A 17,353-nucleotide genomic window follows, 5' to 3' on the forward strand; every position below is an offset into this window, starting at 1 on the left:
TCATCCATGGCCGGATGCCCCGGCCTTCCCACCAGCTTATGGCAAGAGAGGGAAAGATGACACCGACACTCAATCTGACAATCAATGGAGTGCCGCAGCAGATCGCCCTCGACGATCCGCGCGCCACGCTGCTCGATCTGCTGCGCGAGCGGATCGGCCTGACTGGAACCAAAAAGGGCTGCGACCGCGGCCAGTGCGGCGCCTGCACGGTGCTGATCGACGGGCGCAGGATGAATGCCTGCTTAGCGCTGGCGCTCTCGCATGACGGCGCCGAGGTCACCACCATCGAGGGGTTGGCAGACGGCGAGACGCTGCACCCGGTGCAGGCCGCCTTCATCGCCCATGACGGCTTTCAGTGCGGGTATTGTACCCCGGGCCAGATCATGTCCGCCGTCGGGCTCATCGCCGAGGGTGAGGCCGGGCTCGACCCCGAGCGGGTGCGCGAGGGGATGAGCGGCAACCTCTGCCGCTGTGCCGCCTATGCCGGGATCACCGAGGCCGTGCTCGAGGCCACCCGCGAGATGAGCGCGGGGACCAAGGAAAGGAAAACCGCATGAACCGCTTCGAGTACACCCGGGCTGAAACGATCGGCGCCGCCGTCGGGGCAGAGGGGGCGCTTCTCGCCGGGGGCACCAATCTTCTCGACCTGATGAAGATCGGCGCCGCCGCTCCGGATCGGCTGGTCGACATCTCCCGCCTGCCGCTGGACCGGATCGAGGAGAGTGGTGGTGGCCTGCGCATCGGCGCCATGGTGCGCAATTCGGAGATCGCCCGCGATCCGCAGGTGCTGGCGCGCTACCCGGCGCTGGCCGAGGCGCTGCTCTCGGGGGCCTCGGCGCAGCTGCGCAACGCGGCCTCGACCGGCGGCAACGTCATGCAGTCCACCCGATGCAGCTACTTCCAGGATCCGCTCTCTCCCTGCAACCGGCGCGCGCCCGGCAGCGGCTGCGGGGCGCTTGGCGGGGTGACCCGAGGCCACGCGGTGCTTGGCTGGACCGAAGGCTGCATCGCCGTGCATCCCTCGGACATGTGCGTGGCGCTTGCCGCCTATGACGCGGTGGTCGAGATCGCCGGGCCGCAGGGTCTGCGCGAGGTGGCGATGGAGCATTTCCACCCCCTGCCGGATGCGAAAGGGGCTGGTCCCGCGCCGCTGGCACAGGGCGAGATCATCACGCACATCCGCCTTCCCGATCCCGGTGCGCTGGCCCGCCATGCCCGCTACGTGAAGCTGCGCGAGCGGACCTCCTTTGCCTTTGCCATCGTTTCCGCCGCCGCAGCATTGGCGATCGAGCAGGGGGTGATCACCGAGGCGCGGCTGGCCCTTGGCGGCGTCGCCGCCCGTCCGTGGCGCTGCCGCGAGGCGGAAGAGGCGCTGAAGGGGCAACCCGCGACGGCCGAGAGCTTCGCCCGGGCTGCGGAGCTCGCCACCCAAGGCGCCCGGCCCTCGGGGGACAACGCCGCGAAAATTCCCCTCGCGCAGCGCATCGCCTTGCGCGCGTTGGAGCGGGCCGCCGCGGGAACACCCCGCCGCTTGCCCGCGCTTCCCGCCTCCGTCTTTGCAGGAGATGACAATGGATGACCTGATAAACATGCAGGGCCAGGGCCACGTCCGCCTTGGCTCCAGCACCGGGCAGGCGCTGACCCGGCGCGACGGCAGGCTCAAGGTCACCGGCACCGCCACCTATGCCGCCGACAACCGCCCGGACGGGCTGCTGCATGCGGTGCTCGCCACCGCCGGCATCGCCAAAGGGCGCGTCGCCCATCTCGACGTCGCCGCCGCCGAGGCGCATTCGGGGGTGGTGAAGGTCTACACGCCGGGCAATGCGCCCAAGCTGGCGATCAGCCCGGACGAGAAGATCCACCCCTTCGTCTGGCGCATGGAGACGCTGACCGACGATCGCGTGCGCTACGCCGGCCAGCCGATCGCACTGGTGCTGGCCGAGACGCTCGAGGCCGCGACCGAGGGCGCACGGCTGCTCGCCCCGCGCTACGCGGCGGAGCCGCACAGGGTCACGCTGGATAACGCAGAGCCCTTCGACAACGACACGACCGCCTTTGGTCGCCCCGCGGCGCATAGCTCGGGCGACGTCGATGCGGCGCGCGAGGGCGCGGCGCTCCATGTGCAGACCATCGTCGAGACATCGCCGCAATACCACAACGCCCTCGAGCCCCATGCCATCACCGCCCGCTGGGACGGCGCGCGGCTCGAGATCGACACCCCCAACCAGGCGATTGGCCTGTCGAAGCAGACCTTCGCGGCCTTCCTCGGGATCGATCCGTCGCAGATCTTGCTGCGCAGCCCGTTCATCGGCGGCGGCTTCGGTTCGAAGGCGATCCTCTATGGGGGGCAGCTTCTGGCGGTGCTCGCGGCGCGCGACCTGGACCGACCGGTGAAGCTGGTGCTGAGGCGCGACCAGATGTACGGGCCCGTGGGGCATCGCGCGCCCACCCGTCAGTCCCTGCGGATCGACCTCGACGAGACCGGCGCTATCGCGGCGCTGGAGCATGACACGGTCACGCTGACCTCGACCTTCGACCAGTTCCTCGAAGCTGCATCCAACGCCTCGCACAGCCTTTACGCCGCGCCCAACCTGCGCACCGCGCACCACGGCCGGCGTGCGGACGTGGGCACCCCGGGGCCGATGCGCGCGCCGGGCGAGGCACCGGGCTCGGCGGCGCTCGAGATCGCCATGGACGCCGCGGCGCAGGCGGCTGGCATGGACCCGCTGGAGTTCCGCCTGAAGAACTACTCCGAGAGCGACCCCTCGACCGGGCTGGTGTTTTCCTCGAAGGCCCTTCGCGAATGCTATGCCGAGGCGGCGAAACGCTTTGGCTGGTCCGGGCGTCCCGACGCACCACGCAGCCTGCGCGAGGGGCGGCTGCTGAAGGGATGGGGCATGGGCACGGCGCAGTTTCCCTGCCCGATGTTCCAGGCCGCTGCCCATGCCACACTCCGCGCCGACGGCACCGCGGTGATCGAGACGTCGGCCGCCGACATGGGGCAGGGCACCTGGACCGCGCTGGCGCAGATCGCCGCCGATGGTCTGGGGATCGACCTCGACAAGGTGGAGTTCCGCTCGGGCCATTCGGACTTGCCCGATGCGGGGGTCGCCGGGGGGTCGGGTCATACCGCAACCGCCGGGACCGCGCTCTTCAACGCCGGGGCGGATGCGGTACGCCAGCTGGCAGAGCTGGCTACGACCGATCCTGCCTCGCCGCTTTTCGGGGCTGGCAACGCCGGGGTCACGGCGCGCGCCGGGCGGCTCTGGCACAACGATGACGAGCGCTCGGAGTCATATGAGGACATCCTCGCCCGAGCCGGGCTCGAGTTGGTCCGGGGCGAAGGCAAAGGTGCGCGCGAGGGCGAGCCCGAGCGGGCAATGTTCTCACATGGGGCGGTCTTTGCCGAAGTGCTGGTGGATCCCGACCTCGGTCAGGTGCGGGTCAGCCGCCTCATCGGTGCCTTCGCCGCCGGGCGGATCATCAACCCGCGGCTGGCACGCAGTCAGCTTGTGGGTGGGATGATCTGGGGCATCGGCATGGCACTGCAGGAAGAGGCCCTGCACGACCCGCGCACGGGCCGGCTGACCAATGCCGACCTTGCAGGCTACCACGTGCCGGTCAATGCCGACGTGCCGATGATAGAGGCCATGACCGTGCACGAGGACGATCCCTACGTGAACGCGCTCGGGATCAAGGGCGTGGGCGAGATCGGCGTCACCGGCACGGTGGGGGCCATCGGCAACGCGGTTTGGCACGCCACCGGGGTGCAGCCGAGGCGCTTCCCGATCCATCCCGAAAGCCTGATCTGAAAAGGCACCCCCGGCGCGCCCTTGCCGCGCGCCGGGGCTACCCGGGCCAAGGACCGGCAGTGGGGTCGCAGCGAGAACGAAAAACGAGGCGGCGGCCAAAAGACGTCTCGCTTTGCAAAGCGCGGCCGCGCCGCCACCCTCGGCGAGAATGGAACTCGGGGGCTTATCGCCGAAGTAGAATTCGGCCTCGGGGCGGCGGATCGGCGGGTTCTTGCCGCTCTTCTTGCGCCGCTATGGGGGCGGCTCAGGAAACTCTTGCTCTTCTCGGGCGATCGGCGATCCTGAGACCTGATTTTCAGAAGATATTTTCATCCCTCGCGCGCCGGTCACCGACCCCGTGCGGCGCGACATTGCATTTCAGACGCGAAGCCCATGGAGGATTGTCTTGGGCGGTACGATGGCTCGCATCCTGTTTCTGCTCGACACGCAGGCCCGCCAGCGGCTCTGGCGGGTGCTTGCCGTGAGCATCGGCATGGGCCTTGCCGACATGGCGGCGGTGCTTTCGATCGCGCCCTTCCTGATGGTCGCGGCGAGCCCGCAGAAGGCGCTCGGAAATCCCATGCTCGTCGGGCTGCGCGACGCGCTCGGGATTGGCGGAGAGACCGGTTTCCTGGTGCTGCTGGCGCTCGCCTCGCTGGGGATGCTGACCGCGGCCATCGTCTTTCGCATCTGGGGCTTCACCTACCTGCGCGGTTTCGTGCGCGGGCAGAGCGTCAGCCTTGCCTCGCGGCTGGTCTCACGCTACATGCGCGCGCCGCTCGACACCCGGCTTCGGCGGCATTCGGCGGAACTGGTCAGCAACATCCAGTCCGAGGTCGAGCGGGTGGTCAACGGCGTGATGATGAACGCGGTCCGGCTGCTTACCGCGCTCAGCACCGCGCTGTCGCTGGCCGTGATGCTGGTGGTGGTCGAGCCGCGCGCCGCGCTGACCATGGGGCTGTTGCTGGGGCTCGGCTACGGCGCGATCTTCGCCGCCGTGCGCGGGCCGATGCGCCGTGTCGGCGACGCCCGCATGGGTGCCACGCGCGAGACCGCGCGGCTGCTCAGTGAGGCGCTCTCGGGCTCGCGAGAGGTAAAACTCTACGGCATGGAGCGCAGCTATCTCGAACGCTTCGAAGAGGCCTTCCGCCACCGCGCCGAGGCCACCACCACCGCCGATCTCTTGCGCGATATCCCCAAGTCGGTGCTCGAGGTGCTGACCTTCGGCACGATGATCCTCATCGTGATCTGGACCCTCGCCGAGCAGGGTGAGGGCAGCAGCGCCCTTCCGGTCGTCGCGCTTTATGCCTTTGCCGCGGCACGGCTTTTCCCGGCGCTCCAGCGCATCTACGCCTCGGCGGCAGCGCTGAGGGGCGATCTGCCGGCGGTGGACGAGCTGCATGCCGATCTCGTTGCGGTCGAGGGGGTGGACCTGTCGGATGCACTTGCGGTCGAGGGACTTCCGCTCGAAGAGGCGCTCGAGCTGCGCGGCGTCGGCTACGATTATCCCGACGGGCAGCGCCAGCTTATCCGCGACCTCGATCTCAGGGTGCCAGCAAAGCGCATCGTCGGCCTCGTCGGGGCCACCGGAGCGGGCAAGAGCACCATCCTCGACATGCTGACCGGGCTGATCCGTCCCGGCAGCGGCGGGCTCTACGTGGATGGCACGAGGATCACCCCCGAAAACCTTGCCCGCTGGCGTCGCTCGGTGGCCTATGTGCCGCAGGACAGTTGCATGATCGAGGGCAGCATCGGGGACAACATCCGCTTTGGCTTCGCTCCCGGGGCAGACGCTGCCGCGGCGCTGCGCCGGGCCGGGTGCTTCGCCGGGCTGGACGGCCTGATTGCCGAGCTGCCGCGGGGCTACGACACCCCGCTCGGCGAACGGGGCCAGAGCCTGTCGGTCGGCCAGCGTCAGCGCATCGGCATCGCCCGGGCGATCTACCGCGACCCGGCGTTGCTTGTGCTCGACGAGTCGACCTCCGCGCTGGACACCATCAGCGAGGCCGAGCTTACCGCCGCCGTGCAGGCGCTGCGCGGGCGCACCACGGTGGTGATCGTGGCGCATCGGCTCAGCTCGGTGCGCAATTGCGACCTCATCTACCTGATCGGTGCGGGCCGGGTGCTTGAACAGGGCCGTTACGACGAGCTGACCGGGCGCGACTCGAAATTCCACGCCTTCCACCGGGCCGGCACATGAGCGCCGCGCCGGGTCTCGGGACCAGTCAATCGCGGACACCGCTGCGGGTGGCGCAGGTCATCGGCAACCTCGAATGGGGCGGCACGCAGGAGCTGCTGGTCTACCTCGCCGAGCGCCAGAGGGTCGAGCGGCTGGAGCTGCGGGTCTTTGTGCTGTCGGAGCCCGTCGACACCCCTTATGCCGCGCGGCTGGAGCGCGTCGGCGTGCCGGTCACCCATCTGCGGCGCGGCGCCGGGGGCCTGCCGGGGCTGGTGCACCGCCTTGCCACCGAGTTCCGCGGCTGCGGCGTGCAGCTGGCCCATGCCCACCTGCGGCTGGCCAATACCGTGGCGCCCCCCGCCGGGCGGTTGGCCGGGGTGCCGGTGCTGGGCGGGCTGCACCTGCCGCCGCCGGGGCCCGGTCGCCGGGCGCGGCTGCTTGGGCTTGCCGAGGCGCAGGCGCTCCGCCGCGCCGCCAGCGGGGTCATTGCCTGTTCCGAGAGCGTGGCCAGCGGCAACCGCGCGCGGCTCGGCGGGCTCTCTCTTGCGACGCTGCCCAATCCTGCGCCGCCGCCGCCCGATCTATCCGAGATCGAGCGCCGTCGCCGCTCGGGCCGGGTTCCCGGCGATCCCGCGCGCTTTCTCGTCGTCGGACGGCTGTCGCCGGAAAAGGACGTCGACACCGTGCTCCGGGCCGCCGGCCGACTTGCTCAGCGCGGCGTGCCCTTCGAGCTGGGGATCGCCGGAGAGGGCGCTTGCCGCGCCGCGCTGGAGCACTGCGCGCAGGCGCTTGCGCTGCGCGATCACGTACGCTTTCTCGGCGCCCGCGCCGATGTGCCCGAGCTGCTGAGCCGCCACGATGTCTACGTCAGCGCCTCGCGCGCCGAGGGCCTGTCGATTGCGCTTCTGGAGGCCATGAGCCACGCCTTGCCGGTCATCGCGACCCCGGCGGGCAGCGCCTTTGCGGTGGTTGACGGCAGCGTCGGGCGGCGGGTGCTGCAGGGCGATCCCGAGGCGCTGGCCCGCGCCATGACCGAGCTTGCCGGTGACCCGGTGCTGCGCGCCGAGCTCGGGCGGGCGGGGCGGGCCCGGGTGCTGCGCAGCTACCGGGTCGAGGATTGGAGTGCTGCGCTGCGCCGTCTCTACAGCAAGACCCTTGAGGGCGACTTCCCCGGCGAGACCGGCCCGGCGCCGCACCGCGCGGCTGTTCCCGCCGGTGAGGATTGAACACAACACGCGAAAAACGACCCAACACGGAGGAGAGGACACCATGCCGAACGGCAACAAGATCGATAGGCGCGTCAAGTCGGCGCTGCAGGGCTCGCCGCTCTACGCGCCCGCCAAGGTGGTCAAGGAGAGCCTGCGCCGGGCGCATTTCTCCATGGCGCAGGTCAGCGACAAGCTGGTGCGCCCGGCCCCGCACGAGGTCTTCCTGAGCTTGACGTCTAACTGCAATCTTCGTTGTGGCGCATGCTGTTACGGAAGAGACTTCATGCACGGAACGCAGCTGCCCTGGGAGATCGGCGCGCAGCTCATCGACGATTGCAAGGAGCTTGGCATCGGCAATATCCGGCTCTATGGCGGTGAGCCGCTGCTGCACCGCGACCTCGACAAGTTCGTCGCCCGTATCCGCGACCGCGGCCTCAACATGTATGTCACCACCAACGGGCTGCTGCTCGACAAGAAGATCGACAAGCTGGTCGACGCGGGCCTGCGCAAGGTCTCGGTCGGGCTCTACGGTCTGGGACAGGACTACGACGACTACGTGCAGCGCCGCGGCTCTTTCGAGCTGGTCAAGACATCGCTGACCGAGACCCGCCGCCGCTATGGCGCCGACAAGCTGCCGATGAGCCTCGACTGGCTGCTCATGCGCGGCACCGGCAAGCCGGAGACGGTGCGCGACACGCTGCAGTTCGCCCGCGATCTCGACATGCAGGTCTACATCAACCTGATCCACTATTCGCTGCCGTACTTCGTGAAAAAGGATGAGGCGGGCGACAACCAGCCCTTCTGGTTCGAGGAGGAGGACCGCCCGCTGCTCGACGAACTTTGCGGCATCCTGCTCGAAGCCAAGAAGAAGGAGCCGGACCTCATCCGCAACACCGAGCGCGGCATCCGCTCGATCCCCGACTGGCTGATCCGCAAGGAGAAGATGCGTTTGCCCTGCACCAGTTACGACATGCTCTGGATCGGTCCCGACGGCACGGTGCAGCTTTGCTTCGTGACCTTCAAGATGGGCGATCTGCATAAGCAGCGGCTCACCGAGATGCTCTTTACCGAGAAACACAAGCGATTTTCCCGCGATGCCTTCAATCTCAACTGTCCGAACTGCAACTGCGGCTACGACAAGCGGGTCAACCTGCACCGGCCATCGCGGGCGCTCTACACGCCGAGCTAGGACAGGGTGACCCCCGGGCTCGCGGCGGTTGCCGGGCGTGTCCGCGAGCCGGGGAGACGCGGGCCGGCGCGGACACTGGGAGTGGATGCCGGGAGCGGACACAAGGCGCGGCGCTCAGGGCCCGCCTCACTTGGTCGCGGTGATCTGCGCCGTGTGCTTGTGCTGCGCCATTTCCAGCACCGGCGCGAGCCATCCCACCTCGTCCATGCGGCTGCTGAAGAACTCCGCCCCGGCCTGGGTGTGGTGGCCGTAGTCGGGGAAATACTTCTTCAGCGTGGCGCTGGCCGAATAACAGATCTCCTCGGTTTCCGAGCAGACATAGTCCATCCGGTCGAGCACGATGAGGCCGGGATACCTGGCCTTGAGCCGGTCGATCTCGGCATTGGCTTCGATCACCCGCGGCTCGGTCGCGCCGCTCTTGTAGAGCTGGTAATGCTCCCGGTTCGAGCGTGCGACGATGGTCGCGGGGTCGCTGATACCCTCGGCGAGCGCGGTGTGCACGTTCTTGTCGAAGACCGTCCACTTGCCGCCGAGATATCTCGGGAACTCGAAGATGTTCTTCACCACGATCACCCGCTTGCCGTCGTCGAGCGCGTGTCTCACCAGCCCGTCCAGCACCTGAAGATCGTCGCGTGAGTCCTTGAACCGGCTGACGATCATGACCGCATCTGCCTGGGCGTAGCTCCGCGCGCCGAAGAACTTGCTATGCGGCCCGAGCTCTCCGATTTGCGCGGTATAGCGGCCGGGTTGAATCCATTGCATGGCCTCCTTGCTGAAGAGGAGCATGTTGAAGACATCCTTGGAGTGCGAGTTGCCGACGAGCAGGAGCTTCAGCTTCCCGGTGTCGGCGCCGAACCAGTCGCGCTCCTGGTGGCCGTTGTCGCAATTCCCGAGACAGGCGAGGTTGTGGGCATAGCCGCTGAACGGCATCGCGCTGGCTTCGAGCAGGGCCATGTTGTCGTTCTCGTAGTCCAGCAGGCTGATCTGCGTGCCCAGAACATTTAACTGGCCGCTGCGGTAATCGAGCGTGTCGTAGGTGTGGATGAAGAGCCCCAGCGCGGCAAAGGTGGCAAGGCCGGTGGCGCTGATGCCGAAGAGCCTGAGCCGCCCGTACTGGCCCTTGCGCACCGGGATTTCGACGTATGTCCAGCTCAGCCAGGCGAGCCCGAGGGTCAGCGCGATCAGCCCGGCCATGATGACCCAGGACGGTTCCTCCAGCGAGTTGTGCCGGGCGAAGGCCATCAGCGGTTGGTGCCAGAGGTAGGCGCTGTATGAGATGAGCCCGATGCCGACCATCCCCCGGGTGCTGAGCAGGCGCTGCACCAGCGTGCCGCCGGTGGCGAAGAGGAGGATCAGCGCGGCGCCGACCGTTGGCATCAGGGTGATCAGGCTCGGCGTGGGCGTCTCGGCGTCGAAGCCGAAGACGGCCGCGCAGACCAGCGCCAACCCGAGCGCCGAGAGGGCGTTGCGCAGGCCGCCAGCCAGCGGCGGATGACCCGCGCGCAGGTAGACGGCGCAGAACGCGCCGAGGCCCAGTTCCCAGGCGCGGGCGGGCAGCAGGAAGAAGGCTGACATCGGGTCGGTGCGCACCTGCCATTGTGCCAGCCCGAGGCTGAACACGAAGATGCCGACCAGCGTCGGCAGCACCGCCCTCTGCCCGAAGCGCCAGAGCAGCATCAGCAGCAGCGGAAAGAGAATGTAGAACTGTTCTTCGACCGCGAGGCTCCAGGTATGGAGCATCGGTTTCAGCTCGGCGGCTGTGTCGAAGTAATCCGCCTCCATCCAGAACAGGATGTTCGACGAAAAGGTCGCGACCCCGAGAAGGCTGCGGACAAACTCGACGAAATCGCGTCCCTGCAGGACGAGCCAGCCCAGTCCGAGCGCGGTGAGGCTGACGAGGCAGAGCGCGGGGAGGATGCGCTTGGCGCGGCGCTCGTAGAAGCGCAGCAGGCTGAACGTGCCCCGGCTCAGCTCGTCGACGATGATGGTGGTGATCAGGTAGCCGCTGATCACGAAGAAGATGTCGACCCCCACAAAGCCGCCACCAAACAGCTTCGATCCGGCATGGAAAAGAATGACGGGGAGGACCGCGACCGTGCGCAGCCCATCGATTTCGGCGCGGTACTTCATCCGGAGCAATCCGATCGACGTCAGAAAAATGAAGAAGTTGCGAAATAATGGCCGGTAAAACGCTGGAAAAAAGGATAAATTCGGCAAATCGCCGAGCCGCTCACATCTGTCAATTTACCGCTAATAGACCGCAACCAAAACGATTACCTAGGCGCAGAGATGCAATCCCGGGTTTAAGTCGGCTTTTTCGGCCAAGAATGGCTCATGCGCGAGCAAAGTCGCGGCATTCTCTCCGGGCTTGCAAGTTTTACGGGGCTACTCGCCTTGCCGCTGGGGGCGTCGCGGTTGCGCGGCGCCAGTGACCCCCTCCCAGAAGGCATCGGCGCGCTTTTCGAAGGTGGCCGCCTCGCGCGCGTCGCTCTGGTAGAACGCGCCGCGGTGGATGCCGGGGGCATAGACCTGTTCAACCCAACCGCGCGGGTCGTCGTGCGGGAAGAGATAGCCGACATGGCCGAGCTTCTCGGCGCCCTTGTAGTGCGCGTCGCGCAGGTGCAGCGGCACCGGGGCGGGCGGCTGGCTGGTGACATGGCCGAGCGCCGCGCCGATGCCTCGGGTGACCGATCCCGACTTCGGCGCCCGCGCCACGTGCAGCGCCGCATGGGCGAGGATAATCTGGCTTTCCGGGTAGCCGATCTTCTCGACCGCCTGTGAGGCGGCGACGGCGGTCTGCAGGGCAGTGTTGTCGGCCAGCCCCACATCCTCGGAGGCGTGGATCATGATGCGCCGCGCGATATAGCGCGGGTCTTCGCCAGCGTGGATCAGCCGGGCGAGCCAGTAGAGCGTCGCGTCCGGATCCGAACCGCGCATCGACTTCACGAAGGCCGAGACAACGTCGTAATGCTGGTCCCCGGAGCGGTCGTGGTTGATCGCCGCCGAGGCATAGGCTTCTTCGAGCATCGCCTCGGTGATGGCGATCGCGTTGCCGTCCTGTCCGACGCCATGGCCGATGGCAAGGCTTTCCAGCGTGGTCAGCGCGCGGCGCGCGTCGCCGCCCGAGCGGCCGGCGATCAGCCGGACCTGCTCGGGGGTCATGGTCACCTCGAGACCCTGTGCCGCCAGATGCGCGATGCCGCGGCGCACGACCACCTCCATGTCCTCGATGGTCATCGGCTCGAGCTTGAGGATGGTCGAGCGCGAGACCAGCGCGGGCGGCAGCGCGTGGTAGGGGTTGCCGGTGGTGGCGCCGACGAAATCGGCGGTGCCTTCCTCGCAGATCGACAAGAGGTCGTCGGCCTGCGTGGCCGAGAAGCGGTGCACCTCGTCGACGAAGATCAGCAGCGGGCGGATTCGGGCCTCGTCAGCGATCTTGCGCAACTCCTTGACGCCGTCGCGGGTGGCGTGCAGCGGGCGGAACTCCTTGCCCAGCATGTTGCCCACGGCGCGGGCAATGGTCGTCTTGCCGATGCCCGGCGGGCCGTAGAGGATGATGCTCCCCAGCGCCTTTGCGGCGATCCGCCGGCGCAGGATGGAGCCCGGGGCGGTGATCGCCTGCTGACCGATCACGTCGTCCAGCGTCTCGGGCCGCAGCGCTGCGGCGAGGGGCACGTGGCCCTTGAGGGGCGCGGCGTCGAAGAGATCGCTCATGAGGGGGCCTGTGGTTTTGGCGTTGCCCAATGCGCTAGCAGATCGCAGGGGGGCGGGCAAATCCCTGACGGCAAGCGCGCTGATCGGTACATCAATCTTTCTTCTACCGGCTGGTCACGGCCGCAGGGCCTGCTAGACATTTCCGCAACTTGACCGCCTGCCGAGGGTGCAGCGGCAAGACCACAGGTAGGAGCCCCGCATGAGTGAGTACGTCTTTCCCCCGCAGCCCCAGCCCTCGGTTGCCGTCGCCGGCAGCGAGGCCCGCTTCCCGCTGCGCCGCATCTTCTGCGTCGGTCGCAACTATGCCGAGCACGCGCGTGAGATGGGCCACGATCCCGACCGCGAGCCACCGTTCTTTTTCGACAAGCCGATCGACACCATCGCCGAGGAAGGCGATGCGATCCCGTACCCGCCCGCAACCGCCGAACTGCACCACGAGGGCGAACTGGTGGTGGCGCTCGGCAAGGGCGGTGTCGATATTCCCGAGGATGCGGCGCTGGACTGTGTGTGGGGCTATGCTGCCGGGATCGACCTGACGCGCCGCGACGTGCAGGCCGAGGCCAAGAAGAAGGGTCGTCCCTGGACCATGGCGAAGGGCTTCGACTACTCGGCGGTCTGCGGCCCGGTGCATCCTGTGGCCGAAACGGGTCATCTCGACAAGGGCAGTCTGCGGCTTAGCGTGAACGGCGAGCAGCGGCAGAACGGCGATCTTGCGGATATGATCTGGTCGGTGCCCGAGGTGATTTCCTACCTGTCCGGGCTGGTCGAGCTGAAGGCCGGCGATTTGATCTACACCGGCACGCCCGCCGGGGTCAGTGCGCTGGAGCGCGGTGACACCTGTCTGGTCGAGATCGACGGCCTCGCGCCGCTGAGCATCAGCATCGGCTGAGCCGGACGTGCAGAGGCGCGGCTCACGGCCGCGCCTTTGTCGTTTTTGGACTTTTTCTTTTCAGCACAAGGACTTCGGAATCACTCTTCCCAGTCGCCGGAAAACCCCTTGGGGATCATCAGGATATCGCGGTCCACCGTGTTGATGTCGGTGCGCCCGCAGAGCGCCATCGACACGTCGAGCTCCTTGTGGATCACCTCGAGCGCGCGGGTCACGCCCGCCTCGCCCATGGCACCGAGGCCGTAGATGTAGGCGCGGCCGATCCAGCAGCCCTTCGCGCCCATGGCAATGGCCTTCAGCACGTCCTGGCCCGAGCGCACGCCGCTGTCGAGATGGACCTCGATCTTGTCGCCCACCGCGTCCATGATCGGCGCCAGCGCGCGGATCGAGCTCAGCGCGCCGTCGAGCTGCCGTCCGCCGTGGTTCGACACAACGATGGCATCGGCGCCGACGTTGCAGGCCTCCAAAGCGTCGCGCGGGTCGATGATGCCCTTGATGATCAGCGGGCCGTCCCACATCTTGCGGAACTCGCGGATGCGGTCCCAGTCGAGCGCCTGGTCGAAGCTCTGCGCGGTCCATGTGGTCAGCGAGGAGGGATCCGTGACGCCCTTGGCATGGCCGACGATATTGCCGAAGAACCGCCGCTTTGTCTGCAGCATCTCGAGGCCCCACGGCACTTTGGTCATCATGTTGGCGACCGATGTCGGGGTCAGCTTGGGCGGGGCCGAAAGGCCGTTCTTCAGGTCCTTGTGACGCTGGCCGAGCATCTGCAAATCGACCGTGATCACCGCCGCCGAGCACTTGGCGTCCTTGGCCCGGTCGAAGAGCCGCTTCATGTAGTCGTCGTCCTTGAGCGTGTAGACCTGCATCCAGAACGGTTTCGAGGTGTTCTCGGCCACATCCTCGATCGAGCAGATCGACATGGTTGACAGGCAATAAGGCACGCCGAACTTCTCGGCCGCCTTTGCCGCCTTGATCTCGCCGTCGGCGTTCTGCATCCCGGTCATGCCCACCGGCGCGAGCGCCACCGGCATCGCCACGTCCTGGCCGATCATCTGCGTCGTGGTGCTGCGCCCGGTCATGTCGATGGCAACGCGCTGGCGCAGGTAGAGCTTGTCGAAATCCGAGCTGTTCTCGCGGAAGGTCTGCTCGGTCCAGCTGCCCGACTCGCAGTAGTCGTAGAACATCTTCGGCACCCGGCGCCTGTAGAGGCGCTTGAGGTCTTCGATCTCGGTGATCACGGGCATGGGCCGGAGTTCCTCCTTGGACTGGTCAGGTTTCCTTACCGCTTCCGGGGTGTTCGCGCAATAACCCGCGCTTGAATCTCGTCTGCCCAGACAGTCTAGTGCGCGCGAGCAGTTCGGAGGTACCATGCAGGACATTCTCTGGGGCGTCGGCGGCGGCATGATCGCGGCGCTGGCGACCACGGTCGGCGCGATCCCGGCGCTGATCGGCCGCAAGATGACCCAGGCGACCTCGGACATGATGCTGGGCTTCGCCGCGGGGGTGATGCTCTCGGCTTCGTATTTTTCGCTGATCATTCCGGGCATCGAGGTGGGGCAGGAGCAGACCGGCTCGGTCTGGATCGCCGCCGCCATTGCCGCCTTCGGCATCGCTTTTGGCTCGGGCTTCGTCGCCTGGCTCAACCACGCGATCCCGCACGAGCACTTCAAGACCGGCCCGGAGGGCGGGGCGGATCAGGCGACTTTTGCACGGATCTGGCTCTTCGTGCTGGCGATCTCGATCCACAACTTTCCCGAGGGGCTCTCGATCGGCGTCGCCTACGGGCTGGATCGGGCCAACGGGCTGTCGGTGATGACCGGCATCTCGTTGCAGGACATGCCCGAGGGGCTGGCCGTCGCCGTCGCGCTGGTGGGTCTCGGCTACTCGCGGGGGCGGGCGCTCTTCTACACCGCGCTGACCGGCATGGTGGAGCCGGTCGGGGCGTTGCTGGGGGTGGTCGCGGTGTCGGTCAGCTCGGTGCTGCTGCCCTGGGGGCTGACCTTTGCCGCCGGCGCGATGCTCTACATCATCAGCCACGAGATCGTTCCCGAGACGCATCGCAATGGCCATCAGAAGCGCGCGACGACGGGGCTGATCTTTGGGCTCATCCTGATGATGTTCCTCGACGTGACGCTGGGGTGACTGGCCCGGCGCTCGCTCTTCCGTGAGAGCGCGCGCCGTGCCACTGGACCTCGCGGGCCGGCGGGAATAGGGTCCGCGCAACTTTCGCAGGAGACACGACGATGGCAACGGGCAAGAACATCCGCACCTATTTCCAGGGCACCTGGCACGACGGCGACGTGATGATCATGCGCGGTGCCGACCACGCGGCCTGGCTCGGCAGCTCGGTCTTCGACGGCGCGCGCTACGTGAACGGCATCGCGCCCGACCTTTACGCCCATTGCGCCCGGGTGAACCGTTCGGCCACATCGCTGATGCTGACGCCCTTCATATCCACCGAGGAGATGGTTCAGATCGTCTGGGAAGGGCTCGCCGCCTATCCCAAGGAGGCGGCCATCTACATCCGCCCGATGTACTGGGCGACGCAGGGCGACGCCACAGCCATCGTGCCGGGTGAGGAGGGAACCGCCTTTGCCATCTCGCTCGAGGAAATCCCCATGGCGCCCGAGGGCGCGGCGACCCACCTCGGACGCACCAAGTTCCGCCGCCCGGTGCTCGAGAGCTCGGTCTGTAACGCAAAGGCGGGCTGCCTCTATCCCAACAACGCCCGCATGCTGCGTGACGTGCGCGCGCGCGGCTTCGGCAACGCGCTGGTGGCCGACGCGCTCGGCAATGTGGCCGAGAGCGCCACGGCAAATGTCTTCATGGTCAAGGACGGCGTGGTCTTCACGCCCGTCGCCAACGGCACGTTCCTGTCGGGCATCACCCGCGCGCGCCACATCAAGAACATGCGCGCCGATGGCATGGAAGTGCGTGAGGCCGTGCTGTCCTTCGAGGATTTCGAGGGCGCCGACGAGGTCTTCTTGTCGGGCAACCTTCAGAAGGTGACGCCGGTCTCGGGCTTCGAGGACACCAGCTACCAAATCGGTCCCGTGACGCGTCGCGTGCGCGAACTCTACTGGGACTGGGCGCTGACCGAAGGCTGAGCCTTGCGCCGCGAGCCACCGCTTCGCGCGACACGCACCGACGCGCCGCAGCGGCCCGTGCTGCGGGCCGAGCGGCATTTTGACCCGGCGGTTGGCAAGCGCGCGCCGCGCGTCGAGACTGGCAAGGGGCGGGCCGCGGACCACATCGCCGCGCCGCGCAGGCCCCGGCGGCGGCTGGCGCGGGCCATCCGCGCCCTGCCGCTGCTGCTGAGCCTCGCGCTCGGGATCTGGGCGCTGACCACCAACCCCTTTGCGCACCCTTTCCTTTCGGCCAGCGAGGCCGAGGTGCGCCGCGCGCTCGACATGGCGCTGGCGCAGACGCTGACGCCGGATCGGCTCGCGCAGGAGATCGGCGCCGCGCTGGAGGCAGAGGATCTCGACCGCATCGACATGCTGCTGCCGGTGGCGGCGCGGGTCGGCGTCTCGCCCGATGTGGAGCAGGCCGAACTGATCGCCGCGCTGCGCGAGGAAAAGGACAGCGTCTGGGGCAAGGTCGAGGCCTGCGGCATCTGCGCTGCCGACATCGCCAATTGCCCGTCGCTGCAGATGCTGGCCTATTGCGGCATCCCGCTGGAGCTGACCCCGATCGGGGATCTCAACGCGCTGCGCCGCGCCGGGGGCGACTATTTCAGCGGCGCCGATGTGGACGAGGTCGAGGTGACGCTTGCCGCGGTCGGCCTCGCCGCAACCGGCACGCTGGCGCTGACGGGGGGCACCTCGGCCACGGTGAAGGCCGGGGCCACGGCGCTGCGCATGGGCCGGAGGCTGCGCACGCTGACGCCCTCCTTCCTCGACGAGTTGGCGCGGCTGGCCGATCCCGCGATGCTGCGGCGGCTGGTCTCGGGCGCCGGGGAGGCCGCCGACACCGCGCGGCTGGCGCGGGCCGAGACGGTGGCGGGCGACGTGAGCCGGGTGGTGCGCAACAGCTCGATGACCGACGGTGTGCTGCTCCTGCGCCACGTCGACAGCGCCGAGGATGCGGCGCGGCTGGCGCGGGTGTCGGACGTCGCGGGTTCGGAAACGCGCGGGGTGATGGAGGTGCTGGGCAAGTCGCGGACCTTCCGCACGCTGGTGCGGCTCTCGGACCATGCCTTTGCCGCGGCGGCGCTGCTCTGGCTGGCCTTTGCGCAGGCGCTGACGGCGCTTGGCGGCTGGCTTGGCGCGCGGATGCTGCGGCCGGCGGCGCGCGGCGTGGCAGCGCATCTCGAGCGCTGAATTCCGACGGTTCCAAAAGGGCGTTGCCTGCATCCTGCCCCTGCGCCATGATCGCCAC

At 67.9% G+C, this 17,353-nt stretch carries 13 protein-coding genes; 10 read left to right on the top strand and 3 right to left on the bottom strand.

Features of this window, described 5'->3' with window-relative positions; genetic code table 11:
- The first annotated feature begins 56 nt into the window (after nt 1–56).
- From CEW88_RS16730 to CEW88_RS16755, 6 genes are all read left to right on the top strand, one after another.
- The gene (locus tag CEW88_RS16730) at nt 57–557 is read left to right on the top strand and encodes a (2Fe-2S)-binding protein (RefSeq protein ID WP_108969046.1); all 501 of its coding nucleotides are present in this window, start codon (nt 57–59) and stop codon (nt 555–557) included.
- Nucleotides 554–1,579, top strand: a complete 1,026-nt coding sequence (locus CEW88_RS16735; RefSeq protein ID WP_108969048.1) for an FAD binding domain-containing protein — start codon at nt 554–556, stop codon at nt 1,577–1,579. The genes CEW88_RS16730 and CEW88_RS16735 overlap by 4 nt, the downstream gene beginning before the upstream one ends.
- Complete coding sequence (locus tag CEW88_RS16740) at nt 1,572–3,812, top strand: xanthine dehydrogenase family protein molybdopterin-binding subunit (RefSeq protein WP_217626453.1); 2,241 nt, start codon at nt 1,572–1,574, stop codon at nt 3,810–3,812. Before CEW88_RS16735 ends, CEW88_RS16740 begins: the two co-directional genes overlap by 8 nt.
- Before the next feature lie 397 nt (nt 3,813–4,209).
- Nucleotides 4,210–5,991 (top strand): ABC transporter ATP-binding protein, encoded by a 1,782-nt coding sequence (locus CEW88_RS16745; RefSeq protein ID WP_108969052.1) that lies wholly within the window; start codon nt 4,210–4,212, stop codon nt 5,989–5,991.
- A complete protein-coding gene (locus CEW88_RS16750; protein WP_108969054.1) occupies nt 5,988–7,196 on the top strand; it encodes a glycosyltransferase in 1,209 nt (402 codons plus the stop codon). The genes CEW88_RS16745 and CEW88_RS16750 overlap by 4 nt, the downstream gene beginning before the upstream one ends.
- Nucleotides 7,197–7,239: 43 nt before the next feature.
- Nucleotides 7,240–8,367, top strand: coding sequence for a radical SAM protein (locus tag CEW88_RS16755; protein WP_108969055.1), 1,128 nt, complete (start codon nt 7,240–7,242; stop codon nt 8,365–8,367).
- A gap of 126 nt (nt 8,368–8,493) precedes the next feature.
- On the opposite strand, the gene CEW88_RS16760 is transcribed toward CEW88_RS16755, so the two are convergent.
- Both CEW88_RS16760 and CEW88_RS16765 read right to left on the bottom strand, forming a co-directional pair.
- Nucleotides 8,494–10,497, bottom strand: a complete 2,004-nt coding sequence (locus tag CEW88_RS16760) for an acyltransferase family protein (RefSeq protein ID WP_108969057.1) — start codon at nt 10,495–10,497, stop codon at nt 8,494–8,496.
- Between the two features lie 255 nt (nt 10,498–10,752).
- On the bottom strand, nt 10,753–12,081 hold the full coding sequence (locus CEW88_RS16765) for a replication-associated recombination protein A (RefSeq protein WP_108969059.1): 1,329 nt from the start codon (nt 12,079–12,081) through the stop codon (nt 10,753–10,755).
- A 199-nt stretch (nt 12,082–12,280) separates the two neighbouring features.
- Between CEW88_RS16765 and CEW88_RS16770 the strand changes: the two genes are divergently transcribed.
- The gene (locus CEW88_RS16770) at nt 12,281–12,970 is read left to right on the top strand and encodes a fumarylacetoacetate hydrolase family protein (protein ID WP_108969060.1); all 690 of its coding nucleotides are present in this window, start codon (nt 12,281–12,283) and stop codon (nt 12,968–12,970) included.
- 80 nt (nt 12,971–13,050) lie between these two features.
- Here CEW88_RS16770 and CEW88_RS16775 read toward each other — a convergent pair whose 3' ends face one another.
- A complete protein-coding gene (locus CEW88_RS16775) occupies nt 13,051–14,217 on the bottom strand; it encodes an alpha-hydroxy acid oxidase (protein ID WP_108969062.1) in 1,167 nt (388 codons plus the stop codon).
- A 124-nt stretch (nt 14,218–14,341) separates the two neighbouring features.
- On the opposite strand from CEW88_RS16775, the gene CEW88_RS16780 reads away from it, so the two are divergent.
- The 3 genes from CEW88_RS16780 (at nt 14,342) to CEW88_RS16790 (ending at nt 17,295) form a co-directional block, all read left to right on the top strand.
- The gene (locus CEW88_RS16780) at nt 14,342–15,115 is read left to right on the top strand and encodes a ZIP family metal transporter (RefSeq protein WP_108969063.1); all 774 of its coding nucleotides are present in this window, start codon (nt 14,342–14,344) and stop codon (nt 15,113–15,115) included.
- A 101-nt stretch (nt 15,116–15,216) separates the two neighbouring features.
- Entirely contained in the window at nt 15,217–16,080 is an 864-nt protein-coding gene (locus CEW88_RS16785; RefSeq protein WP_108969065.1) for a branched-chain amino acid aminotransferase, read from the top strand.
- Between the two features lie 3 nt (nt 16,081–16,083).
- Nucleotides 16,084–17,295: a hypothetical protein gene (locus CEW88_RS16790; RefSeq protein ID WP_108969066.1), complete on the top strand. Its 1,212-nt coding sequence runs from the start codon at nt 16,084–16,086 to the stop codon at nt 17,293–17,295.
- Nucleotides 17,296–17,353 lie beyond the last annotated feature (58 nt).

Origin of the sequence: Alloyangia pacifica (genome assembly GCF_003111685.1) — a bacterium.
Classification (GTDB): domain Bacteria; phylum Pseudomonadota; class Alphaproteobacteria; order Rhodobacterales; family Rhodobacteraceae; genus Salipiger; species Salipiger pacificus_A.